Source organism: Aedoeadaptatus nemausensis, from assembly GCF_903819165.1.
Taxonomy (GTDB): domain Bacteria; phylum Bacillota; class Clostridia; order Tissierellales; family Peptoniphilaceae; genus Aedoeadaptatus; species Aedoeadaptatus nemausensis.
On sequence record NZ_CAIJCS010000028.1, the window covers coordinates 21,002 to 44,834 of the forward strand.

At 46.0% G+C, this 23,833-nt stretch carries 19 protein-coding genes, 1 pseudogene and 1 riboswitch; of the genes and pseudogenes, 14 read left to right on the forward strand and 6 right to left on the reverse strand.

Features of this window, described 5'->3' with window-relative positions:
* The first annotated feature begins 535 nt into the window (after positions 1-535).
* From PEPTYR26121_RS08105 to PEPTYR26121_RS08120, 4 genes are all read left to right on the forward strand, one after another.
* On the forward strand, positions 536-1,453 hold the full coding sequence (locus tag PEPTYR26121_RS08105; RefSeq protein WP_180500876.1) for a DMT family transporter: 918 nt from the start codon (positions 536-538) through the stop codon (positions 1,451-1,453).
* 135 nt (positions 1,454-1,588) lie between these two features.
* On the forward strand, positions 1,589-2,845 hold the full coding sequence (locus PEPTYR26121_RS08110; RefSeq protein ID WP_180500878.1) for a YkvI family membrane protein: 1,257 nt from the start codon (positions 1,589-1,591) through the stop codon (positions 2,843-2,845).
* 401 nt (positions 2,846-3,246) lie between these two features.
* The gene (locus tag PEPTYR26121_RS08115) at positions 3,247-4,053 is read left to right on the forward strand and encodes a molecular chaperone DnaJ (RefSeq protein WP_180500880.1); all 807 of its coding nucleotides are present in this window, start codon (positions 3,247-3,249) and stop codon (positions 4,051-4,053) included.
* Complete coding sequence (locus PEPTYR26121_RS08120) at positions 4,050-4,451, forward strand: HIRAN domain-containing protein (protein WP_180500881.1); 402 nt, start codon at positions 4,050-4,052, stop codon at positions 4,449-4,451. The genes PEPTYR26121_RS08115 and PEPTYR26121_RS08120 overlap by 4 nt, the downstream gene beginning before the upstream one ends.
* 86 nt (positions 4,452-4,537) lie before the next feature.
* Here the strand turns inward: PEPTYR26121_RS08120 and PEPTYR26121_RS08125 are convergent, their stop codons facing one another.
* The 5 genes from PEPTYR26121_RS08125 to PEPTYR26121_RS08145 form a co-directional block, all read right to left on the reverse strand.
* Positions 4,538-5,512: an ABC transporter ATP-binding protein gene (locus PEPTYR26121_RS08125; RefSeq protein ID WP_180500883.1), complete on the reverse strand. Its 975-nt coding sequence runs from the start codon at positions 5,510-5,512 to the stop codon at positions 4,538-4,540.
* Positions 5,505-6,512, reverse strand: a complete 1,008-nt coding sequence (locus tag PEPTYR26121_RS08130) for an ABC transporter ATP-binding protein (RefSeq protein ID WP_246285929.1) — start codon at positions 6,510-6,512, stop codon at positions 5,505-5,507. The genes PEPTYR26121_RS08125 and PEPTYR26121_RS08130 overlap by 8 nt, the downstream gene beginning before the upstream one ends.
* Positions 6,513-6,519: 7 nt before the next feature.
* Positions 6,520-7,464, reverse strand: coding sequence for an ABC transporter permease (locus PEPTYR26121_RS08135; protein WP_180500887.1), 945 nt, complete (start codon positions 7,462-7,464; stop codon positions 6,520-6,522).
* Positions 7,461-8,390: an ABC transporter permease gene (locus tag PEPTYR26121_RS08140; protein ID WP_180500888.1), complete on the reverse strand. Its 930-nt coding sequence runs from the start codon at positions 8,388-8,390 to the stop codon at positions 7,461-7,463. Before PEPTYR26121_RS08140 ends, PEPTYR26121_RS08135 begins: the two co-directional genes overlap by 4 nt.
* Before the next feature lie 107 nt (positions 8,391-8,497).
* On the reverse strand, positions 8,498-10,174 hold the full coding sequence (locus PEPTYR26121_RS08145; protein ID WP_180500890.1) for a peptide ABC transporter substrate-binding protein: 1,677 nt from the start codon (positions 10,172-10,174) through the stop codon (positions 8,498-8,500).
* 525 nt (positions 10,175-10,699) lie between these two features.
* Here PEPTYR26121_RS08145 and PEPTYR26121_RS09230 point away from each other — a divergent pair.
* The 6 genes and pseudogenes from PEPTYR26121_RS09230 to PEPTYR26121_RS08170 all read left to right on the forward strand — a co-directional run.
* Positions 10,700-10,828, forward strand: coding sequence for a hypothetical protein (locus PEPTYR26121_RS09230; RefSeq protein ID WP_281359999.1), 129 nt, complete (start codon positions 10,700-10,702; stop codon positions 10,826-10,828).
* Positions 10,829-10,838: 10 nt separating this feature from the next.
* Positions 10,839-12,647, forward strand: a complete 1,809-nt coding sequence (locus PEPTYR26121_RS08150; protein ID WP_218956347.1) for a site-specific DNA-methyltransferase — start codon at positions 10,839-10,841, stop codon at positions 12,645-12,647.
* 1 nt (position 12,648) lies between these two features.
* On the forward strand, positions 12,649-15,786 hold the full coding sequence (locus PEPTYR26121_RS08155) for a type III restriction-modification system endonuclease (RefSeq protein ID WP_180500892.1): 3,138 nt from the start codon (positions 12,649-12,651) through the stop codon (positions 15,784-15,786).
* Between the two features lie 18 nt (positions 15,787-15,804).
* Positions 15,805-17,385 carry a HEPN domain-containing protein gene (locus PEPTYR26121_RS08160; protein WP_180500894.1) on the forward strand — a complete coding sequence of 527 codons (1,581 nt, stop codon included), beginning with the start codon at positions 15,805-15,807 and terminating at the stop codon, positions 17,383-17,385.
* 127 nt (positions 17,386-17,512) lie between these two features.
* Complete coding sequence (locus PEPTYR26121_RS08165) at positions 17,513-17,938, forward strand: hypothetical protein (protein ID WP_180500895.1); 426 nt, start codon at positions 17,513-17,515, stop codon at positions 17,936-17,938.
* Positions 17,939-18,028: 90 nt separating this feature from the next.
* Positions 18,029-18,199, forward strand: a pseudogene (locus PEPTYR26121_RS08170) (2-hydroxymuconate tautomerase); the annotation flags it as partial.
* Between the two features lie 42 nt (positions 18,200-18,241).
* On the opposite strand, the gene PEPTYR26121_RS08175 reads toward PEPTYR26121_RS08170, so the two are convergent.
* Positions 18,242-18,688, reverse strand: coding sequence for a C-GCAxxG-C-C family (seleno)protein (locus PEPTYR26121_RS08175; protein ID WP_180500898.1), 447 nt, complete (start codon positions 18,686-18,688; stop codon positions 18,242-18,244).
* Between the two features lie 112 nt (positions 18,689-18,800).
* A riboswitch (cobalamin riboswitch) is annotated at positions 18,801-18,958 on the forward strand.
* 20 nt (positions 18,959-18,978) lie between these two features.
* On the opposite strand from PEPTYR26121_RS08175, the gene PEPTYR26121_RS08180 reads away from it, so the two are divergent.
* The 4 genes from PEPTYR26121_RS08180 (at position 18,979) to PEPTYR26121_RS08195 (ending at position 23,833) form a co-directional block, all read left to right on the forward strand.
* A complete protein-coding gene (locus PEPTYR26121_RS08180; RefSeq protein ID WP_180500900.1) occupies positions 18,979-19,989 on the forward strand; it encodes an ABC transporter substrate-binding protein in 1,011 nt (336 codons plus the stop codon).
* Positions 19,986-21,011, forward strand: coding sequence for a FecCD family ABC transporter permease (locus tag PEPTYR26121_RS08185; protein ID WP_180500901.1), 1,026 nt, complete (start codon positions 19,986-19,988; stop codon positions 21,009-21,011). Before PEPTYR26121_RS08180 ends, PEPTYR26121_RS08185 begins: the two co-directional genes overlap by 4 nt.
* Entirely contained in the window at positions 21,008-21,748 is a 741-nt protein-coding gene (locus PEPTYR26121_RS08190; protein ID WP_180500903.1) for an ABC transporter ATP-binding protein, read from the forward strand. The genes PEPTYR26121_RS08185 and PEPTYR26121_RS08190 overlap by 4 nt, the downstream gene beginning before the upstream one ends.
* A gap of 300 nt (positions 21,749-22,048) precedes the next feature.
* A complete protein-coding gene (locus tag PEPTYR26121_RS08195; RefSeq protein ID WP_218956348.1) occupies positions 22,049-23,833 on the forward strand; it encodes an aminopeptidase P family protein in 1,785 nt (594 codons plus the stop codon).

Consider the following 23,833-nt stretch of genomic DNA (forward strand, 5'->3'; position numbering starts at 1 on the left):
GTAATAGGATGATTTTTTATTTGGGGGAAACTCTCGCACACCGGAGACGGGCGGGCAGGCCCGCCCCTACATAGGGCTTCAACTGATGTAATGGTCTTTGTTTCGGGCAATGAACTTTCCATATTGCAATATAATAAAACCGAAAAAGACCATCCCTACGCATCCGTAGGGGCAGGCCCGCAATACGCGATCGACGATGTTTGCCCGACACGCAATAATTGTTTCGCAGAAAATTTCTACCAATCATCCCATTAACTTTGCAAACCCCGTTCGGACGGGCAGGCCCGCCCCTACATTTGGCTTCAACCGATGTAATGGTTTTTGTTTCGGGACGATCTCTAAGACGATCTTGAAAATCTATGAATGTTATTTAGAAATGGAAAGGGATGATGTCTTAATTTTATCTCCATCATCAACCAAAAGGTGCCTTCAAGATTATGATGGATGTTTTTTCTCAGCCTTTGAAGTGAGCAATCTTTGAGAATAATTTCGAAGAGCATATAATAGAACTATGAATAAAATCGGGAGGTAAAATTTGTTAACGAAAAAAAGGAAAGCTGTTTTATTATGCATCTTCGCCATGATGTTATGGGGCACCGCCATACCGCTTATTAAATCCACTTATGTGGAGCTTGCCATCGGCCAAGAGGACACGGGACTGAAGATTTTACTTGCGGGGATCCGTTTTTTTCTGGCGGGGCTCATGACGTTCACTTATTTTAAAGTAAGCAACAATGGTCATCGAATCGATTATAAAAAAATAAACCTGAAATTTATCGTGATACTGGCTCTAATTCAAACGTCTTTGCAATATATTTTTTATTACATCGGCCTTTCCCACGTCGCCGGTGTAAAATCGTCGATTATTCAATCGACCAATGCCTTTATCGTCGTCTTGATTTCGGCGGTTTTACTTCCCGACGAAAAGGTCAATCCGAATATTATTTTGGCGCTTATATTGGGAACCCACGGCATCTTTATTACGAACTATACGGGTGAAAGTCTTTCGGGAAGCCTCCGCTTCTCCGGCGAAGGGTTTATTCTGCTTGCCACTTTCTTTAATGCTTTGGCTTCTGTCATGCTTAGAAAATACGGCAAGGGCGAAAACCCATTTATCGTCACATCCTTTCAGTTCATCCTTGGCTCTTTGGTGCTCATTGCTTTAGGAATCGCCTTAACCGGCGGCTTCCTTGCCCTGACCCCCAAGGGAATGGTCATGATTTTATACGGATCCTTTATATCGGCCTGCGCTTTTTCCATATGGACATGGGTTCTTCAACAGTACAGCGCCAATGAATTCGGCGTCTACAAATTGTTTATTCCGATTTTCGGTTCCCTTTTTTCGGTTCTGGCCTTGGGCGAGGCTTTTACCGTCAATATGGCGGCGGGGCTCGCTCTGGTCTTGCTCGGCTCCTTAATTTTAAATAAAAAACAATTGCCCTTTGGGAACTAGAGAATAATAAAGAATTACCGACGTGGCCGTAGTGCTGACGTCGGTTTTTTATATGGAGTTTCGGTAAATTTTGATGAAGCGGGATTTTATGATAAACTATTTAAATTATGTTACATGATGAATAAAGGAGTATAAATGAATAAAAAAACAATAAGTATTATTTTCGCCTACGTCGGCGTTCTCACCGGCGCCGGTCTGGCAAGCGGGCAGGAGCTCATGCAGTACTTTCTGTCCTTCGGCCTTCCGGGGCTTTACGGCATCGCCGCGGTGGGCCTCTTGCACATAGTGGTCGGCGGCATCATCCTGCAACTCGGAAGCCACTTCGTCGCCCAAAGCCACATCGATGTGCTGGATGAGGTGACCCCCGCCGTCGTGACGAAATTAATGGATTACGCCCTGATCATCAATTGCTTTTTAATGGGCTTTGTTATGATCGCAGGGGCCGGATCGAATCTGGAGCAACAATTCGGCTTAGCACCCTGGATGGGCTCTTTATTATGTACGGCGCTGATCGTCGTCGTGGGTATGTTGGATTTTGAGAAAGTGGCCAAAATCATAGGAGGCTTTACGCCCTTGGTCCTGGTCTTTACATTGATCGGTGCGGCCTACACCATGGTAAATGTGAGTCCGGAGATGGCGTTTTTGGATAGTTTGGGCAAGACCCTGACCCCGGCGCTTCCCAATCTTTCCTTATCCACCATTAATTACTTCGGCCTTTGCATGATCAGCGGCATTTCCATGGCCTTTGTCTTAGGGGGCAGTAAAACCGACCCGGCCGAAGCGCGCATCGGTGGCATGATAGGCGGCGCCCTCGTGGCCGTCCTGACGGGACTCGTCGGCGTGACGCTGTTTCTCACCTTGGGAATTTCGAAAGACGCGGATATTCCCATGCAAACTGTGTTAGACAATGTGCATCCCGCCCTGGGTCTCGCCATGTCCATCATTATCTTCGGTATGATCTTCAACACGGGCATGTCCCTATTTTATTCCGCCGCACGACGTCTATCCGCCACGGAAGGTACTTTTAAGCGGAATCTGATTATCTTTACCTTGGTGGGCTTCGGCCTTTCTTTCTTGGGATTTAAAAAATTAATGGCCATACTCTATCCGATTTTAGGGTATTTGGGCCTGATCCTGATCCTTATTTTAATCGCCGCCTGGATTCGGGAACGGAGTGAAATCAAATTAGAAATTAGAAAGAGAAAGACCATGACACGTTTGACGCGAAAGAAAATGGATGACGATAAAGAGTTCACCAAGAAAGACGATGAAAAATTGGATAAACTCGCCGAGGTCTCGATCATAGAGGACAAAAAAATAAAAAAAGCCGTATCGGAGGAAGTGGCCGAGGAACTGGAAGAGGAAAATGATGAGAGCGAGGAATCCCTCTAAGATATCTGAGCGGATCGCTGAAGCTCGGCATCATATGGTCTATTTGGCGATGAAGAACAAAGAACCGATCATAGTCATGGTCGCGGCATGTTATTCGATCGCCATTTCAAGCACTTACAAATTGTAGGTGCTTTTTTTGTCCTCGCAAACCGAACTTCTTGCAAGCGGAAGGGGTGCGGTAAAAACAAAGTGCAATCGTAACATTATTTGTTGATTTTCCGCCATGCTCATTAAGTTGTCCTGAACAAAAAGTGGATAAAGGCATAAATTGAAGATAAAATGGAAATAAAGTACGGGATTTGTGAGAAGGCGGCTTTGACTTAGCCCGAATCGAAGAATTTAAGAAAAAGGATAGAGTAAAGAAGTTCACTGTGGATCGGTTGTAAATAGAAGGTGGTATCATGGGTCACATTATCGAGTTTCCCGATATTAAGGAGCTAAAGGAAAAGATCCGAAAACTCAGAGAGGAGCTGGAGGATCTTCTCCCGGAAAAGGAGCATTTAGTAGGCGTGGTCTGCGAGAATATACAAAGGGATTATACTCTCGTATTCGGCAGTTTGGAGTATAAGCTCTATGAAGCTTATTGCGAGTATCTTCGTCTGCGCAGAAAAAGGGATTTGATTCAGGCGAAAAAGAACCGCGGGGAAAAGCCTGACATGGAGGTTATCGCATCTCGCCTGGACGAGGAGTTCCGCGATTACAAGAGGCGATTGGATGAGCAGATGGAGGAGATCAATCGAGCGATCGAGAAGTCGAGAATGAAACTATTGCCCGAGGCGGAGCAGAAGGAGCTTAAGACGCTCTATAAGGCCATCGTGAAGAAGTTGCATCCCGACTTGAATCCTTCTATTACGGAGAAGGAGAAGGATTTCTTTTATAACGCCACCCAATCCTATAAGCTGGGTGATCTCATTACCCTGCGGATTATTTACGATATTGCCGTAAAAGGAGAGGAAGATGAGGAGCTTTCTCTTTCAAACGACTCTTTGGCGAAAGAGGCGGAGCGATTGGAAAAGACGGTGGCGGGGATTCGAGAGGAGATCGAGAGGGTTAAATCGAATCCGCCCTATTCTCTGAGAATTTATTTGGAAGACGAGAGGAAGAAGGTGGAGCGGCTGAATACTTTAAGGCAGGAAATTCGAAGCTTTCAGCTCGCCATACGCACTCAGGAAGAAGCGATTAGAGACATGACGGAGGATGTGCTATGAGTGATTTGATTAAGGCGGATCAGGGGGCGCTGATTCATTACCTTGCGAACAACGGCGGCGGACTCACCCTCCCCACGCCTTTCGAGCAGGATATTTATCTCTTCGATACTTATGTGGCGGGCACAACTCATATTGAAGGAATCGAGGACATGGCCGATTCCCTGAAAGAGGAGGATCGCCTGGTGTTTTACCGAGAGCCGGACAATCCTTACGATCCTCAGGCGATTCGCATCGAAACCTTGGAGGGGAAGAAAATCGGCTACGTTCCTAAGCAGGATAATGTGATTTTTTCCCGGCTTATGGACGCGGGGAAGGTGCTCTTCGCCAAGATTATGGAAAAAGAAATGAAGGGTGAGTGGCTTAAGATCACGATTAAAATTTTCCTCCACGAAAGTTAACGCATCGAGTTTTAAGACTATGAAATGCAAAAAAAGACCTCCAAAGGTCGGCGTCAGATCCGATCTCGGAGGTCTTTTGTGATTTTTTAGAAGCGATCTTTATTGATTTCCCGCACTTTGAAACATGCCACGTATTGGCCGGGCAAGACTTCTTCCATTACGGGATCTTTTCCTCGGCAGCTGTCGTCGCCGTAAGGGCAGCGATCCACGAAGCGACAGCCGGGCTTCATGTTGATGGGACTCGGCACGTCGCCTTCCAGTTCGATTTGCACGCGCTTGCGTTGTTCCTCGGGATCGGCAATGGGAATGGCCGAAAGGAGTGCCTTCGTGTAGGGGTGGAGGGGATTGCTGTAAAAGTCTTCCGTGGTTCCTACTTCCATGAGTTTTCCAAGGTACATAACCGCCACGCGGTCGGAAATGTAGCGCACCATGGAAAGGTCGTGGGCGATAAAGAGGAGGGTGAGCCCCAGCTCTTTTTGCACGTCCTTCAAGAGATTGACCACTTGGGCCTGAATGGACACGTCCAGGGCGGAAATGGGCTCGTCGCAAATAATGAATTTAGGCTTTAAGGCCAGGGAACGGGCGATGCCGATTCTCTGTCTTTGGCCGCCGGAGAATTCGTGGGGGAACCTTAAGCTGTGTTCGGCGCTTAAGCCGACCAGTTCGAGCAGCTCGATGACCCGTTCTCTCCGCTCTTTGCGATTGCCGATTCCGTAAATGACGAGAGGTTCGGAGACGATTTCTTCCACGGTCATCCGCGGATCCAGGGAAGCGTAGGGGTCTTGAAAGATCATCTGCATTTCTTTGCGAAGTTCTTTCATTTCCTTTTGGTCCAAGGAATAAATATTCCGGCCTTCGAAGATCGCCTCGCCGGCGGTGGGTTCGTAAAGTCTTAAGATAGTACGGCCGGCGGTAGATTTGCCGCAGCCGCTCTCGCCTACGAGCCCGAAGGTTTCGCCCTTGAAGATCTCGAAGTTTAATCCGTCGACCGCTTGAAGGGATCCGCCTTGTACATTAAAGTGTTTGGACAGATTTTTTATTTGTAGAATGGGTTCACTCATTTGTCAACTCCTTCGCTTTCGGATAGGAGGGGTGGTACTTCCAGCAGCGGCAGAAGTGGCCGTCGCCATGTTTAAAGAACTCGGGCATTTGATCTTCGCAGATGCGCATGGCTTCCGAGCAGCGATCGTAAAAGCCGCACCCTTCCGGCGGTTTGTATAAATCCGGAGGCGTCCCCTCGATGGCGTGGAGAGTTTCCTCCTTGTCCATGGTCAGCTGGGGAACGGCGCCCAAGAGGCGCACCGTATAGGGGTGTTTCGGCGCGGTGAAGATCTCATCTACCGTACCCTTTTCGATGACCTGTCCCGCATACATGACGATCACATCGTCGGCCATGTCGGCGACGACGCCCAGGTCGTGGGTGATCATAATGATGGAGGCGTCCATATCGTCTTTCAGCTTCTTCATAAGCTTTAAGATCTGAGCCTGTACCGTTACGTCTAAGGCGGTAGTAGGTTCGTCGGCGATGAGGAGCTGGGGACGGGATGCCATGGCGATGGCGATCATAACCCGCTGGCGCATACCGCCTGAAAATTCGTGGGGATATTGGTTCACCCGCTTTTCGGGATTGGGAACCGATACCTTTCTCAGCATGTCGATGGCGAGTTGCTCGCCCTCTTCCTTCGAAATGTCCCGGTGACGCTTGACGCCTTCAATAATTTGCGCCCCCACTTTCATCGTGGGGTTCAAGCTCGTCATGGGATCTTGGAAGACCATGGAAATTTGATTGCCGCGAATGGCGGTCATTTCCTTTTCGGTCTTGGTGAGGAGATCCTCGCCGTTAAAGAGCACTTTCCCGGCCTTGTAAAGAGCGGGAGGTTGGGGCAAGAGGCGCATGACGGCATTGGCGGTAACGCTCTTGCCGCATCCGCTTTCCCCGACGATGGCGAGGGTCTTTCCCTTTTCTACGGAGAAGGAAACATTGCGCACCGCCTCCACCTCTCCGAAGAAAGTTTCGAAGGATACGGATAATTCTTGTATTTCCAAAATATTATTTGTCACGGTGCACCTACTTTCTAAGTCTCGGATCCAGCGCATCTCTCAAACCGTCGCCGAGCACGTTAAATGAGAACATGATAAGGGAGATCATAAGTGCCGGGAAGAAGATTTGGTAGAACAAGCCGATACCCATGACCGCAAGGCCGTCGTTTGAAAGCACGCCTAAGGAAGGTTGGGGCGGTTGAAGACCTAAACTCATAAAGGAGAGGGTCGCTTCCGAGAAGATGGCGCGAGGCACGGTAAGGGTAATATTGACGAGAATGGGCCCGAGGGTATTGGGGATAATATGTTTTTTAAGGATATAGCTCTTATCTGCCCCGAGGGAGCGGGCGGCGGTAACATATTCGTTTTCCCGAAGCTGCAAAACCTGTCCGCGGACCATAATGGCCATGGGGACCCAGCCCGTAATACTCATGGCGAGGACCAGGGTAAAGAGGCTGGCGCCCTGATCGTTGGATAACATAACCGAAATCAGGATCACGATGAGCAAATAGGGAATGGCGTAAACTACTTCCGCAATACGCATCATAATATTATCTACCCGGGAAGAAGCCATGCCGGCGATGCCGCCGTAGGTAACGCCTACGACAAAGTCCATAGCCGCAGCTAAAATACCGATTAAAAGAGAGTAGCGAATCCCGTAGCAGACCCGGGTAAATAAATCCCGGCCAAGTTCGTCGGTACCGAAGAGATTAATGCCGTTCGGCTCCATATTTTGGCGGGCGTAATCCTGAGTAGAGTAATCGAAGCCCACGATGGTAGGGCCGACGAAAGCCATTATGAGAAGCAGAATAATGGTAATGAGGCCCACCATGGCCAGTTTGTTTTGGCGAAGGCGACGAAACACGTCGGACCAGTAGCCGATGACCGGGCGGGTGATTCGCTCCGTATTGTCGTCTTTGACGGCCGGTTCAAACAGGGCGGGATCGATGGTATTTAAAAGTTCATTTTTCATCGTTTACCTCCCGTCAGTTGAATTCTCGGGTCGATGACGACGTATAAAATGTCGACGACTAAAAGCAGAACGATCAGTACGACGGAATAAAAGATCGTCGTACCCATAATCAGAGTGTAATCCCGGTTGGTAACCGAGGTAATAAGGAAGTTACCGAGCCCCGGAATACCGAAGATCTTTTCGATAACGAAGGAACCTGTAAGAAGGCCCGAAAGAGTCGTACCCAAAGTGGAGACTACGGGCAAAATAGCATTACGAATGGCGTGGCCCATAATAACCTTAAACTTGGAAAGGCCCTTGGAGCGGGCGGTGCGAATATAGTCCTGCCCTAAAACCTCGAGCATGGAAGAGCGCATAAGCCGCGCGCTGGAGGCGATGGGCATAAGCGCTAAGGAGAGGGAGGGCAAAATCGAGTGTTGGAATGTGCCCCAACCGCTGATGGGAAGCCACGCCACCTGCTTCGCCACAAACTGCACGAGGAGGGTGGCGAAGATAAAACTCGGCACCGAAATCCCGATGATCGCAATGATCATAGTAATGTAATCGGGCCACTTATTCTGATACAAGGCCGCAATACTTCCCAGGGCCGGGCCTAAAATAATGGAGATCACAAAAGCCTGCAAGCCCAGCTGCGCCGATACGGGAGCGCCGCGCTTGATCATTTGATTGACGGTTTCGGCTTGAGATTTCATAGACTTACCGAAGTCGCCTTTTGCAATATTCTTTAAGTAGATAACATATTGCTCGCCGAGAGGCTTATCCAAACCATATTGGGCACGCAAATTTTGATACACCTGCTCGGGCATTTTACCTTCTTTTGCAAAGGGGTCGCCCGGGACGGAGTGCATGATCAAAAATGTTACTGTGATGATAACCCATATGGTGGCAATTGCCATGAGCAATCGTTTCAACACAAACTTTTTCATCTTGTGTCCTTTCCGTTTAACATAAAACAAAGCCGAGATACACAATAGAGAGAACCGGCATTCGGTTCTCTCTATTTATTATCCCGGTCATTCAATTGATTTTGGGTTTATTTTCCTGCCTCAATATCAGCATAGATAAATCTCGGGTAAGCGAGAAGCGGTTTATAAACGCCGGTGACATTGGATTTTTCCAAACGAGGTTGGGTGTAGAAATAAATGGGGATGATGGGTTTTTCTTCCATCAAGATCTTTTCAGCGGCCTTCATACTGTCCATACGAACCTTTTGATCCGGGGAAGCGGCTGCCTTTTTAAGCAGTTCGTCGTATTCCTTGTTGGACCACTTGGAGTCGTTTTGGGGATTGTCGGTCATGTAAAGATCGAGCATGGTCATGGGGTCTTTGTAGTCGCCTACCCAACCGGCGCGGGCGATTTCAAAGTTTCCTGCTTTACGATTGTCGAGTAAAACTTGGAATTCCATGTTTTCCAGATTAATTTCAATGCCGAGGTTTTGTTTCCACATTTCTTGAACGGCTTGAGCGATCTTCTTGTGTGCTTCGTCCGTATTGTAAGAAAGAGTGAAGCCCTTTAAGTCTTCGGCGGTCATGCCTTCTTCCTTAAGACCTTCAGCAAGAAGTTCTTTTGCCTTTGCAACATCTTCCGCTACGAGATTACCGTTTGCTTCGCGGAAATCTTTATCAGTATCGTCGTTTAATCCCAGGGGAACCATACCTTCTGCGGGGATTTGGCCACCTTGAGCGATGTTTTCAACGATGGTCTTGCGGTCGAGGGCGAGAGAAAGCGCCTCGCGGACTTTTGCGTTGCTAAAGGGTTTTTTAGTGGTGTTGAATTCGAAGTAGTAGGTGCCGATGTCTTTGCCCATTTTCAGTTCGGGATCGTCAGCTTGAAGAGCCTTCGCCGTAACTGCGGGAGCCGGTTGAACGAGAACGTCGTATTCGCCGCCTTCATATTTTTGGTAAGCGGTGTTGTCGTCTTCCAAAATATCGAAGTAAAGACCGTCGAGTTTTACCTTGTCGGCTTCAAAGTAATTGTCGTTTTTAACCATCTTAATGTTTTCCTTGTGGTTCCATTCCGTAATCTTGAAGGGACCATTGGAAACAAATTCCGTACCTTGGGGATCTTTTGCCCAGTCGGGATTTTCACTGACTACCTTTTCGTTGACGGGAAGAAGCGTATAGAACGCGGTGATGTCGAGGAAGTAGGGAGTCGGAGCTTTAAGTTGAACTTCGAGGGTCTTGTCGTCGAGAGCCTTAATGCCTACATCGTCGATGGAGCCTTCGCCGTTAAAGTACTCTTCAGCACCCTTAACATAAGTGGTGATTTGGAAAGAATATTCCGAAGCGAGCTCGGGATCGATAACGCGTTTCCACGCATATTCGAAATCCTTTGCGGTAAGAGGATCGCCGTTAGACCATTTCAAACCGTCACGTAATTTAAAGGTGTAGGTCATGCCGTCGTCGGAGACCTCGTAAGATTCGGCTTGGCCGGGAACGAGTTCGTCGTTTTCATCGTAGCGCATCAAACCTTCAAAGGCTTGATAGATGACGAAAGATTCGTGCGTGCCCTTTGCGATAGCAGGGTCTAAACTGCCGGGTTCCGTTTTATTATTGGTGCGTAAAATCTTTTCGCCACCGGATTCGGAACTTGCGGTTTGTTCTCCACCATTGCCGTTGTTAGCGGAATTCTTGGCGCCGCCGCCACAAGCTGCGAGCAACATTACACATGCGATTAAGACTGATGTCAGTCTTACCTTCCTATTTTTCATGTTCTCCTCCTTTGTGATAAGTCAATAGTAGACATAAGATCCCAGATCTTTATGTACTAACACGATTATAATATAACGCTTTACTTTAGTAAACTAAAATTTACGATATTGTCGTATTTTATTTTAATTTGTAAAAAAAGAGACAAAGAAAAAGAGATAAGACATAAATACACGGGTAGCTAAATTCTTAAATCTTGTACATTTTTTTTGCTATAATCTTGTTGATGTTTCAAATGAAAAAAGAAAGAATCATCTCTTGAAGTATTAAATCTGAACAAAACGATATTTCGTTTCGAGGGGAATTCTAAGAGTGTAGTGCTAGTCGGTAGATTTTCAACATTATCGGTCAATATGCACGAAAAGAAGAAGTCCTTCTATAATTCGTGACTCGAATCGGCTTAATTACAGCAGTCTACATAGAGAATAGTATAAAAATTCAAATAGATCTTTGGAGAAATCTTCAAAGAAGAAACTGGAACTCTTTCGAGAGATTAAGAAATATAAAAGAGAATTGGAGGATATGTAATGGAGAAGTTAGATATGCAGACCAAGAACTTGGCAGATGAAAAATTCGAAGCTTTAAAGGCCCTATTCCCCAATGCCGTTACGGAGGCCAAAAATGAATCGGGGGGGGGTGATACGCGCTATCGATAAGGATATATTGATGCAGGAAATCGCCACGGAAGTAGTAGAAGGGCGAGACGAACGCTATCAATTTACATGGCCCAATAAGCGAGAGGCTATTTTAGTCGCCAATGCGCCTCTTTCAAAAACATTGCGCCCGGCGAGGGAAGAGAGCGTCAACTTCGACGAGACGGAAAATCTCTATATCGAAGGGGACAATCTGGAAGTGCTCAAGCTTCTGCAGGAAACTTATCTCGGCAAAATAAAAATGATCTACATCGACCCGCCTTATAATACGGGAAACAACCTAATTTACAAAAATGATTTTTCAACATTCCATAATGAATATACGCCAAGCAGTGGTCAAAATGACGAGGAAGGTAATCAATTAGTACAAAACTTGGAAACGAATGGTAGATTTCATACTGATTGGCTTAATATGATCTATCCTAGATTGCTTTTATCCAGAAATTTGCTAAGTGTTGAGGGCTATATTGCAGTAGCAATTGATGATAATGAACTTTATAATTTAAAAAAAATAATGGATGAAATCTTCGGTGAACGTAACTATATCGGAACAATAGTTACTCGATCCAATCCCCAAGGTAGAAATAAAAATAATATTGATCCTGTTCATGAATACCACTTATTATACTCGAAAGATATAAGTAGCTTAAGTTTGTTAAAAATAGAAAATCATAGTATTGGGAAAAATGAATTCAGAAATCTAATGAGGAGTGGAACCAACTCTAGAAAGCATGAGCGTCCGTATAGGTTTTATCCAATATTAGAAAAGGATGGGAAAATAGAAGTAATAGAAAAAAGCGAATATACTAAAATTTATTCCAAAACTAAGGGTTTCGATTATGAGCATTTAAAGCAGCTAGAAATTAAATATGAGAACCTAGGTTATCGGTTTATTCTACCAATTGCAAAAAATGGTGAAGAAAAAGTATGGCAGAGAGTATATGAGAGAGTAGCTGAAGAATGTAATAGCTACGTTTTTGAAAAAGGACAGGTAAAAATACCGGTTGATACGGAAAGAACTCCTATCTCTCTCTGGAATGAAGATCGATATAGTAATGTCTCTAATGGGACAAATAGACTAAAAGCGATATTCGATGGGAATTCTTATTTTGACTTTTCTAAAAGCCTTTATACAATAATGGATCTAGTGTCACTAAATACTAATAAAGATGATATAATTCTAGATTTCTTCTCAGGATCAGGGACCTCGGCAGAATCTATATTGCGTATAAATTTAAAAGACGGGGAAACTAGACGTTTCATTATGGTCCAATTGCCGGAAGCCACCGACGAAAAATCCGAGGCCTACAAGGCGGGTTATAAAACTATTTGCGATATCGGCAAGGAGCGGATCCGCCGGGCAGGGCAAAAGATTTTGGAGGAAAATAAAGATAAGGAAAATATAAAAGATTTAGATATCGGCTTCAGAGTGCTAAAAACCGATTCCTCCAATATGAAGGATGTCTACTACGCACCGGATATGACGGAACAGGGCTTTTTGGATTCTTTGGAAAATAATATTAAAGAGGATCGCTCCCCGGAAGATCTCCTCTTCCAGGTGATGTTGGATTTGGGGATTCCCCTTTCCGCCGGGATTCAAGTGGAAACCATGGGCGGAAAGAATGTCTTCGTCGTGGAAGAGGGCTTTTTAATCGCCTGTTTCGACGGGGATATGGGAGAAGATGTGGTAAAGGCCATTGCCGAAAAGCAGCCTTATTACGCCGTCTTCAGAGATGCTTCCATGGCGGGGGACAGTGTGGCCACTAATTTCGATCAAATCTTTGAAAGCATCAGCTCCGAAACGGTCAGAAGGGTGCTCTAATATGAAGTTTAATTTTAGAATTCAAGATTACCAAACCCAGGCGGTGAAGGCCGTAGTGGATTGTTTTCGCGGCCAGCCCTATATTGACGGCATCCGCTACCGCCGAGATTTAGGATCCTTCGATCAGTCGAAAGACGGCTATCAAACAGCTATAAAGATGGATTCTTCAGACTCTTCAAAGGCGGTGGACGATCCCTTAGACGATACGGGCTTTAAAAATGAGCGGCTCCATGTAGACTCCCATGAGCTCTTAAATAATGTGAAGCAGGTGCAGCAATATAACAATCTTATGATATCCGACGGTCTGATCGGGGATATTGGCGCCTGTTCTTTGGACATTGAAATGGAAACGGGCACGGGCAAAACCTATGTCTACATTAAAACTATGTACGAGCTCTATAAAACCTACGGTTGGTCGAAATTTATCGTAGTGGTGCCTTCTATCGCCATTCGGGAAGGTGTAAAGAAATTTTTTGAAATGACGAAGGATCATTTTATGGAGCAGTATGGCAAGCGGATTCGCTTTTTCGTCTACGACAGCAAGAATTTAAATCAGCTGGATTCTTTTTCAAGCGACGCCGGAATTAATGTCATGATCATTAATATGCAGGCCTTTAATACGTCTTTAAAAGAGGGGGCGAAGAATAAAGATGCTCGGATTATTTACAGCGAGCGGGATGAATTTAGTTCCAGAAAGCCCATCGACGTCATTAAGGCGAATAATCCTATTTTGATTTTAGACGAGCCGCAAAAAATGGGAGGAAAGGCCACTCAGGCGGCTCTGAAAAATTTCAATCCTCTCTTTACTTTAAATTATTCGGCGACCCACGCTCGGCAACATAATTTAGTCTATGCCCTGGATGCAGTGGACGCCTACAACGAAAAGCTCGTTAAAAAGATCGAGGTGAAGGGCTTTCAAATTAAGAATTTAAGGGGAACGGACCGCTATCTTTATTTAGACGATATTATTCTCTCTCCCAAGGAGCCGCCCAAGGCCAGGATCGAATTTGAAGTCGCCCGTAAAAACGGCATTAAGCGGGAAGTGCGGATTCTTTCCGTAGACGATAATCTTTTCGAGCTTTCCCGGGAGATGGAGCAATACCGCGGCTTTCGCATTGCGGAGATTAACCCTATCGACGCCACGGTATCTTTTGTAAACGGCGAGGTTATTCAAAAGGGCGATGTGGCAGGCGACGCTTCCGAGAGGGATATACGAAGAATTCAAATTCGGGAGACGATAAAATCTCACTTTGAAAAAGAAGAGGAACTTTTTAATAAGGGGATTAAAACTTTATCTCTCTTTTTTATCGACGAAGTGTCCAAGTATCGCCAATACGGCGATGACGGCGAGGAGTTATTGGGAGAATACGGAGAGGTCTTCGAAAGGGAATATAATGCGGTTTTAAATGAATATATTAATTTATTCGACACGCCTTATCAGCGTTATTTAAAGAGTATTCACGTAGAGGACACCCACAAGGGTTATTTCTCCATCGATAAAAAAGGACGGGTGACGAACAGTAAAATAAAGCGCGGTTCCGATGCTTCGGACGATATTTCCGCCTATGATTTAATTCTGAAGAATAAGGAAAGACTTTTAAGTTTCGACGAGCCCACGCGCTTTATTTTTTCTCACTCGGCTCTTCGGGAAGGTTGGGATAATCCCAATGTGTTCCAGATCTGCACGCTGAAGCAGGGAACTTCTACGACCATGAAGCGGCAGGAAGTAGGCCGTGGATTACGTCTTTGTGTGGATCAAAACGGTTTTCGCATGGATAAAAAGGCGCTGGGCGATTCCGATGTGCATAAATTAAATAAGCTGACGGTTATCGCCAGCGAAAGTTATAAGGAGTTCGTCGGGGATCTACAGAAGGAGCTGAAAGCCAATTTGTACGATCGTCCTCGGTCGGCTTCTGCGGATTATTTCGAAGGCAAAACCATTCTCGTGGACGGCGAGCAGCGCAAGGTTTCCGAGCGCGAGGCGAGGATGATCTATCAGTATCTGGTGAGAAATAATTATGTCTCCGACGATGGCGACGACAAGGTAACCGAGCAGTATCATGTGGATTTGGAAAATAACTGCCTCATGCCCTTGCCGGAGGCATTGGCTCCCATGGGAGAGGGCATCCACAAATTAATTCAAAGTGTATTTAACGAGGATGCCTTGAAGGATATGATCGGCGACGGACACGAGACCAAGGTTTTAGACAACGACTTCAACGATAATTTCTATAAGAAGGAATTTCAAACTCTGTGGTCTTATATTAACCACAAGTATGCCTATACGGTCTCTTTCGACAGCGAGGAATTAATTAAAAAGGCGATTCGCGCCATCGACGACGAGCTTTTTGTGTCCCAATTGCAATACACGCTTTCGGTTTCGGAACAAAAAGACAAGCTTTCCGGCGCCTCGGTAAATGCCGGGGAGGTGTTTTATTCCGCCAAGTCCACGACCGAAAACTTGGAGTATGTGGGGACGAGCCAAATTAAGTATGATTTAGTGGGCAAGATTTCCGAGTCTACTGTTTTAACGCGGAAGACGGTGGTGCGGATTTTAAAGGGAATACAGCCCTATAAGTTTGCCATGTATAAGCAGAATCCCGAGGAATTTATCGGCAAAGTGTCTCGTTTGATTAAAGAGCAGAAAGCTTCTATGATCGTCGAGCACATCTCCTATGATCGCATCGAGGGAGAATACGACACGGCTATTTTCACTGCGGAAAAGAACGCAAGTATCGACAGGGCATTTAAGGCGGAGAAGCATATTCAGCCCTATGTCTTTACCGACGGTTCGGCGGAGAAATCGGTAGAGCGTCGCTTTGCAGAAGATTTAGACGGAGCGGAGGAGGTTTGCGTCTATGCCAAACTTCCTAAGGGTTTCTCTATTCCGACGCCTGTGGGAAATTACAGTCCCGACTGGGCCATCGCCTTTAACAGGGGCACGGTAAAGCATATTTTCTTTATTGCAGAGACCAAGGGTACCATGGAAAGTCTGCAGCTTCGCCCCATTGAAAAGGCGAAAATATCTTGTGCCAGGAAGTTGTTTAACGAGCTTTCCACGGAAGATGTGGTCTATCATGATGTGGACAGCTATCAAAGCTTATTGAACATTATGCCGACGATAAGAAAAGGTAATTAGTAGAAGGGCTTTTGGGGTTTGAAATCCCGAAAGCCTTTAGCTATAAGTAGGGTAATTTGTTTGGGTTTAAGTTATGGAGGGGATTTTTTGGGGAAGATGGATTCTATTCGCATGGATAATCAGCAGTTTATCAAGGGCAGATGGGCGACAAGGGCGGAGGATTTAATCGGGGAGAATCATGTTTTTCTCAATACCGCCACTCCCGGAACTTTGGAGATTAATAAGGGGAGAGCTACTTTAGATTTAAACGGAAAACTACGCAGTGGTAAAGACGGTCTTTTTAATGATTTCGATAAAATTTACGGGTACTCAAATTCGGGACTATTTATAGTTTTGGAAAAATGCTACATAACAAAGGGCAGCTTAAGTGCTCCAGGTTATGTAGTTGAAAAGTATTTAGTAAATAGAGCATTTATATTAAATAAGCCTTTAGAGTTTACGAGCTCGGTCAACGAAAAAATCGAGGCTACGGGAATTAAGTTTAGTATCGATTATTTTAGAGACTGGTTCAACATTGACCTGCCTACTCTAGAGGATATAAATTATCCTGAGGATTTTTCTGTAAATTATAGTAACCACTATTTCAGTACGAATGAATTTGATTTTTTAGAAGGAAAATATAGTCTTAAAATCGAAAGAAAGATAGATTTAAAAGACAGTAGAGAGAATGAATTTAATGTAGAGTTCAATCCTTTTATAACCATTAATACAAAAGGTTACCGCACAGAGACTGTTGAAGATCTTTTGCATATTGCAAATTGGACTTCTAAAATGAATGATTTTTTAATACAGACCTATGGAAGCTACGAATACATTGAGTTTTGTCTCGAAGATGAGGTAAACCACAGTTGGAAAGAAAGCTTAGAAAACGACATGGTCCTTTTCCATGGACCACTCTATTCGGGCAGACTGGTTTTTTCTCAATTATCCGAGAGAAAATCAAATCTTAGGGCAGACGACCTTCGATTGAATAATATTAAGGACATTTACGGCGACTTAATTCGTGCATGGTTTGAGAATTGGGATAAGTTAAAATACATTGTGGATCTGTATTACCAAAACAGAATTCACTCCCTCGATATCGAAACAAAAGTAGTCAATAAAATTAAGATTTTAGAAACATATTACGATCACTTTTGGAGCGAGGAAGAAAACACCCAAAATGAGGTCGATCCCGATTTGGAGAATGCCATACAAAAAACTGTGCAATGGGTGAAGGAGCAAGATTTCAAGGATGAAATGAAGAAGAAACTTACTAAAAAGATAAACGCGAAATGGGGTAATAAAATATCTCTGGCTCAGAAATTAAAGAGATTATTGGAAAATCTGCCAGAGGATTTAAAGAATATGTTCTCTGAGGAAGACCCTAACTGGCGAGAAGATAATAAGTTTATTGAAGACTATGCTATAAAATTAAAGAACACGAGAAATTATCACACCCACGGCTCCAACGAGGCCGAAATTCGTCTAAAATCTATAGAAAAACTATCAATAGCGAGCGATATTTTAGATGCGGTAATTTATTATTTAATTCTCGGAACCATGGGATTAGAAGATGAACAAATTTTAGATCTTCCATTTCTAGAGGAGAAATTATAAAGAGCTAAATATCAAAAATAGAGATGGTTATAAGAGAGTCCCTCAAAAAATTTTAAAATCTCCGCCATTTGGGAATATATCACTCGTCAATGGATGTTCTCTCTAGAAAACGGGAACGGAGTGTATTATGTTTCGAGTAAAAAATAAAAATCTGCTTCTGATTGCGGGGGTGGTGTGGTTGATGGCGGGCTTTAATGTGGCTCGCCTCGGCATTATTTCATATAGCCATGTGGAGAATAGGTGGTATTTATATTTGCTTTCTCTCCTTATTTTTGCCTTGTTCGGCAGAATGTTTTTCAATATGACAGAGAAGCATACGGAGAGGGTTTTAGCTTATGAAGAGTCCATGCCTTTTTGGTATTTTTTCGATAAAAAATCCTATCTCATTATGTTCTTTATGATGAGCATGGGCATCGGCTTTCGGGCAGCGGGAATCTTTCCCGAAACTTTTATCGCCTTTTTCTACACGGGCCTCGGTTGCGCGCTGGCTCTATCCGGCATTCTCTTTTTACGACATTTCTTTTTGTTCGGGAAAGAGAAAGGGGCGCTCTAAGGGCTCAGTTTTTTCCCGGAATGAATTATTTTAAAAAACTTTATTAGACCACCGGATCCCCATTGGATATAATGAAGAAAAAGGAGGAATACTATGCCATTTGTTCATGTAGAACTTGTAGAAGGTCGCTCCGATGAAGCGAAAGCTGAAATCGCAAAGGAAATCATCGAATCCGTACACAAACATGCGGGTGCTCCCAAGGAACACATTCACGTGGTTTTCCAAGATATGAAGCGCACCGATTATTTCAACGAACAATAATTCCAAAAGAAAATGCCCCTCGCGCGAGGGGCATTTTTGCGTCTATTTGCTTTCTTCTTCAAGGACGATGGCCATTAAATCTTCCATGGTATTGTCCACGATGCCGGCGCATTTGCATTTGCGCTCGGGATCGTCGTTATCGTAGCCGTGGGTTAAGGCGCGGCAGCAGGTGGCGCCGTTTTTTTCTCTAAAGGAATCGTGCATTTTTTTGCTCAGTTCGAAGCAGCGATTGATCTTCGGGTCGCCTTTTTCCGTGCGGCCATAGAGATAGCCGATGCACATGGTGGCGCCGGCGAGGGCACCGCAGATGCAGCCCCCTCCGCCGAGCCCCCAGGGAAAGCCCGAGCTCATGGCGATGGCTTCGTCGGGAATATCCAGCTCCAAGCTTTTTCTAAAGGTATCGATGACCGTTTCCGAACAGGCGTAGCCCGAATGGAAGGCCTCGTCGGCATATGCTTTTACTTTTTCCATGTCCACATTGGTGTTCATGTCTTTCACCTCTTTGTCGCTTCCTAAATTTCGGTTTTCTTATCTTTATTTTATCACGGATCGCAAGTTTTTAAAGGGGACGGCTTTTTATCATGACATTGTATGAAAGCTTCACTATAATAGGGGTGTAGGTATAGGGAAGTCGCTCGCGGCGCACGGTCTCGCCACTGTGATAATCGAGCTCGCCATTCACTGCAAGGGAAGGATGGCGGCGCGTGGGTTTACCCGAAGATTGGAAGTCAGGATACCTGCCTACGGTTCGCTATCTTCACGATGTATGGAGGTTTATAATGAAAAAACAATTAAGCACGCTGCTCGTTCTTTGTCTCCTCTTGCTTTCGGCATGCTCGCCGCAAAACGCAAAGGAAGAAGGGAAGGACGCAAATTCAAATCAAGTGACGGAAACTCAGGAAGCGGGCTATCCCGTAACGGTTACTACTGTCGACAGCGACGGCAATCCCGTGGAGCAAACTTTCGACAAGGCTCCGGAACGGGTGGTGGCGGTGTATCAATCGGCCATCGAGAATATGCTCGCCCTCGGTCTCGGGGATAAACTGGTCCTCGCCGGTCAATTGGACATCGATGTGAAAGACGAATGGAAAGAAGAATTCAGTAAGGTGGAGTATTTAAAAGACGCACCCTCGAAGGAAGCGGTGCTCGCCGCCGAGCCGGACTTTATAATTTCCTGGGCTTCTTATTTTAAAGATAAGACTCTCGGCGATGTAAAGGAATGGCAGGACAAGGGCATCCATACCTTTATTCTTAAAAACAGCGGCGCCGTTAAAGTGGATTCTTTAGACAATGAATACGACGATCTTTTAACTTTAGGTAAGATTTTTAATAAAGAAAAAGAAGCGCAAGCTATTGTAGATTCTATGAAATCCCGCTTGGCGGAAGCCCACGAACGCCAGGCGAAGAAAATCGAAGAAGGGGAAGAGCCTCTGAAGGTGGCCATTCTCGAAATGGAAGACGAAGGGGTGTTCCGCAATTACGGTAAGGATACCGTAGGGGGTCAAATCGCCGAACAGGCCGGCGCGGAACTGGCCATGGAGGGCGATCGCTTCGGCGCGGAAGAGCTGGTAGCGAAAGATCCCGACGTGATCTTCGTCGTCTACTACGGGGAAGAGAAGATTCGAGACGAAGAGCTCGAAAAGTTTAAGGCGCTCCCGGCATTAAAGGCGCTTTCCGCCGTAACGAAGGATAATGTCTATCCCATCAGCCTTTCGGAAGTTTACGCATCGGGCGTTCGCACCGCCGACGGCATCGACACTATGATTCAAGGGATCGAGTCGGCGCGATGAAACGCCGCACCGTCGTCATCGCAGTTCTGGCTGCGGGCCTCGTCCTTTCCGCTTATTTCGGCCTAACCCTGGGCTATGCGTCCATTTCAAAGGGAGATATTTTAGATGCCTTAGGTTCTTTATTCGGCAGGCCCGTTCATGTATCCCCGGCGACACAGGCGATTATTTTAGATATTCGCCTGCCTCGGGTGCTTCTCGCTCTTTTGACGGGGGTGGCCCTCGCCGTGTCGGGGCTCGTGATGCAGGCGGTTGTGGGAAATCCGGTGGCGGATCCCTACATTTTGGGGATTTCCTCCGGAGCGTCTCTCGGCGCCACTCTCGCCATCGTGCTCGGCGTGTTTTCCGCCTTCGGAAGTATCGGCGTGGGTATTTCCGCCTTTTGCTTCGCCTTGGCCACATCGTTTTTCGTGCTCTTTCTTTCGAAAATCGGCGGCCGCGCCACGAGCGAGCGGCTGATTTTGTCGGGCATGGCCATTTCCACGGCGGCCTCGAGCCTTTCTACGCTTCTCGTCTACACGGCGAAGAATCGCGACGCCATTCGAGAGGTGAGCTTTTGGCTTATGGGTTCCCTTGCAGGAGCCAAGCTTTCGGACATCGCCCTCCTGGGGCCGGTGATTTTGCTCTTGGTATTGTTTCTCGCCACACAGAGCCGCCATTTAAATCTTCTTCTTTTGGGAGATGAAGCCGCCCACAGTTTAGGCGTCGATCTGGCTCTTCTTCGCACGGTCTATACGGTGGTGGTCTCCGTGCTAGTGGGCCTCGTGGTCTACACATCGGGCACCATCGGTTTTGTGGGCCTGATCGTTCCCCATATGGCGCGCTTTCTCGTGGGAGGGAATCACAAGCATCTCCTTCCCGTGGTGGTGCTCTTAGGGGGGATGCTCTTAATGTGGGCCGATGTAGTGGCCCGAAACGCCATTCCCGGGGGCGAACTTCCCACAGGTGTGGTGGTTTCCGTCGTCGGCGCTCCTTTCTTCGTCTACCTCATCGTTCAGCGTGGGCGAAAGGGGGCGTGGTCATGATTTCGGTGGAAAATTTAAAGGTTTCCATAGGCAAGAAAAAGATTTTAAAAAATATAGGTTTTACTGCGAAGGACGGAGAATTTGTGGCCCTTATCGGGCCCAACGGTTCGGGGAAGAGCACCCTTTTAAGATCTGTCGCCGGCATGATTCCCTACGAGGGGAGTATTTCCCTCGACGGAAAAGAGATCACCCACATGAAGCGGAGAGATTACGCCAAGCGAATGGCCATGGTGAGCCAGTTTAACGACGGCGCTTTCGAGCTTACGGTCATGGACATGGTGCTGATGGGCAGATCCCCCTATCATTCCTTTTGGGAGAGCGAAGGGGAGGAGGATAGGGCTCTCGCGGAAAAAGCCCTCGAGAAAGTGGGGCTTTGGGATTTTCGGCATCGCCCTCTCGGCGAACTTTCGGGAGGGGAGCGGCAGCGGGCGGTCCTCGCCCGGGCCTTCGTGCAGGAAACGGACCATATGCTCTTAGATGAGGCCACCAATCACCTGGATGTTTATTACCAAATGAGCATCCTCTCCCTGGTAAAATCATCGGGGGCTACGGTTATCGCCGCTCTACACGATATCAATCACGCCCTTCGCTTTGCCGATGCCATCGTCGCTCTAAAAGAGGGCGAGGTTTTATTTCATAAAACTCCCAAAACTGTCGACGAAAAAGATCTCTTCGACCTTTACGGAACCGAAGCTTTTATCGGCGAGGTAAAAGGAGAGCGCGTCGTGCGTTATTGAAGCATCCTTCGGGATGCTTTTTTAATCTATGCAAATGTTTCTATGATTTTCCTGCAGTTTTCAAAAATAAATTTTAGAAATTTATAGATCATAAGATGATGAAGGAATAGGGTAAACGTCGCATATTCTCCACGATCTCCACTATCTTTTTCGCCACATTATGCAAGCGGATTACTTAGATAGCACACTAAAGCAAATGGCTATTTTGCAAGCAATTTCACGGCTCCTCGGTTTACTTTGTTCTATGAAAGCTATATAATATTTCAGTAAGAAAGTATCTTGAATCGAAAGGAGTCTATGGTGCGACAACAAGTTGAACAGCTGCTTTCCCTTATGAAGGAAAGAGACATCGATGTTTATATCGTGCCGTCTGAAGATTTTCATCAAAGCGAATATGTGGGCGAATATTTTAAAGCCCGCGGATATATCTCCGGCTTTACAGGAAGTGCCGGTACCGTCGTAGCGACGGCCGATGAAGTATGTCTTTGGACCGACGGACGTTATTTCCTACAAGCGACGGATCAATTAAAAGATACGGGCATTCGCTTGCAAAAAATGGGCGAACCCGGCGTGCCTACGATTTTGGAATATGTTAAAGAACATCTTCCCAAAGGCGGTACATTAGGTTTCGACGGCCGTACGATTTCCGTATCCGACGGTGCGGACTATGAAGCTGTCGTAGAGGAAAAGGAAGGTACCATTACTTATAATATGGACCTCGTCGGCGATTTCTGGGAAGATCGCCCGCCTCTTTCCGAAAAGAAAGCCTTTAAGCTTTCCGAAGACATTACCGGCGAAAGTGCCGAATCGAAACTCGCGCGTATTCGCAAGGTTATGGAAGAAAAGGGAACGGACACCCACATCGTCGCATCCTTAGACGACGTCTGCTGGATTTTAAATATCCGCGGCGACGACATTTTATTCTCACCCATCGTCTTGAGCTACGCCGTGATTACCATGGACGACATGGTGATTTTCATCGACGAAGCAAAACTCGACGACGACATGAAGAAAGAATTTAAAGAGCTGAACATCTCCATTCGTCCTTACAACGCTATTTACGAATATGTGAAGGATTTAAAGGATCGCTCCATTTTAATCGATCCTTCCAAGATGAACTACGCGCTCTATGAAAATATTCCCGCTGAAAATCACGTAGTGGAAGCGGCCAATCCTTCTATCATCATGAAAGCCATGAAGAACGAAACCGAACTTAAGAACATGGCCATCGCCCACGTTAAAGACGGCGTCGCCTGGACTAAGTTTATGTATTGGCTGAAGAAAAACATCGGCAAAGAAGAAATCACCGAAATCGGCGCCAGCGATAAACTGGAAGACTTCCGCAAAGAGCAAGAAGGTTATATGTGGCCCTCTTTCGCGCCCATCAGCGGCTACGGAAAACACGCCGCCATCGTGCACTACTCCGCCGATGAAGAGAGCGACATTCCCTTGGAAGCGAAAGGCCTCTACCTTTCCGATACGGGTTCGAACTTTGCAGAAGGTTCCACCGACATTACCCGTACCATCGCCCTCGGCGAACTGACCGACGAAGAGATCTACCATTTTACCCTCGTATTAAAGAGCCATTTAGGTCTCGCCCTGGTGAAATTCCTCCACGGAGCTCACGGCTATTCCTTAGACTACGCCGCAAGAAAGCCCTTCTGGGATCATCACTTAGATTTTAAACACGGTACCGGCCACGGCATCGGCCAACTTTTAAATATTCACGAAGGACCCACGGGCTTCCGCTATAAAATCAATATAGCGAAAAATGAACACCATCAAATCGAACCGGGCATGATTATTACCAATGAACCGGGAATCTATATCGCTGAAAAACACGGCATTCGCTTGGAAAACTGCATGGTCGTCGTAAAAGACGATACCAACGAATACGGCACTTGGATGCATCTGGAGCCCATTACGCTGGTTCCCTTCGATCTCGATGCAGTGGATGTATCTCTGCTTACAAGCGAAGAAATAGCCTATTTAAACGGCTACAATGAATTAGTTTTCAAGACCATTTCGCCCTATTTAGAGGATGAAGAGGTAGAATGGCTGAAAAAATATACAAAACAACTTTAG

Bases quoted from the DNA above. Each gene is read 5' to 3' on its own strand.
- PEPTYR26121_RS08175 (WP_180500898.1), bottom strand. From the start codon at position 18,688: ATGAACACCAATGTGGACATGGAAAAAGTAAAAGCATATGCCGACGAG.
- PEPTYR26121_RS09230 (WP_281359999.1), top strand. From the start codon at position 10,700: ATGGAGAAGTTAGATATGCAGACCAAGAACTTGGCAGATGAAAAATTC.
- PEPTYR26121_RS08110 (WP_180500878.1), top strand. From the start codon at position 1,589: ATGAATAAAAAAACAATAAGTATTATTTTCGCCTACGTCGGCGTTCTC.
- PEPTYR26121_RS08185 (WP_180500901.1), top strand. From the start codon at position 19,986: ATGAAACGCCGCACCGTCGTCATCGCAGTTCTGGCTGCGGGCCTCGTC.
- PEPTYR26121_RS08190 (WP_180500903.1), top strand. From the start codon at position 21,008: ATGATTTCGGTGGAAAATTTAAAGGTTTCCATAGGCAAGAAAAAGATT.
- PEPTYR26121_RS08125 (WP_180500883.1), bottom strand. From the start codon at position 5,512: ATGAGTGAACCCATTCTACAAATAAAAAATCTGTCCAAACACTTTAAT.
- PEPTYR26121_RS08135 (WP_180500887.1), bottom strand. From the start codon at position 7,464: ATGAAAAATGAACTTTTAAATACCATCGATCCCGCCCTGTTTGAACCG.
- PEPTYR26121_RS08165 (WP_180500895.1), top strand. From the start codon at position 17,513: ATGTTTCGAGTAAAAAATAAAAATCTGCTTCTGATTGCGGGGGTGGTG.
- PEPTYR26121_RS08155 (WP_180500892.1), top strand. From the start codon at position 12,649: ATGAAGTTTAATTTTAGAATTCAAGATTACCAAACCCAGGCGGTGAAG.
- PEPTYR26121_RS08120 (WP_180500881.1), top strand. From the start codon at position 4,050: ATGAGTGATTTGATTAAGGCGGATCAGGGGGCGCTGATTCATTACCTT.
- PEPTYR26121_RS08145 (WP_180500890.1), bottom strand. From the start codon at position 10,174: ATGAAAAATAGGAAGGTAAGACTGACATCAGTCTTAATCGCATGTGTA.
- PEPTYR26121_RS08115 (WP_180500880.1), top strand. From the start codon at position 3,247: ATGGGTCACATTATCGAGTTTCCCGATATTAAGGAGCTAAAGGAAAAG.
- PEPTYR26121_RS08180 (WP_180500900.1), top strand. From the start codon at position 18,979: ATGAAAAAACAATTAAGCACGCTGCTCGTTCTTTGTCTCCTCTTGCTT.
- PEPTYR26121_RS08140 (WP_180500888.1), bottom strand. From the start codon at position 8,390: ATGAAAAAGTTTGTGTTGAAACGATTGCTCATGGCAATTGCCACCATA.
- PEPTYR26121_RS08150 (WP_218956347.1), top strand. From the start codon at position 10,839: ATGCAGGAAATCGCCACGGAAGTAGTAGAAGGGCGAGACGAACGCTAT.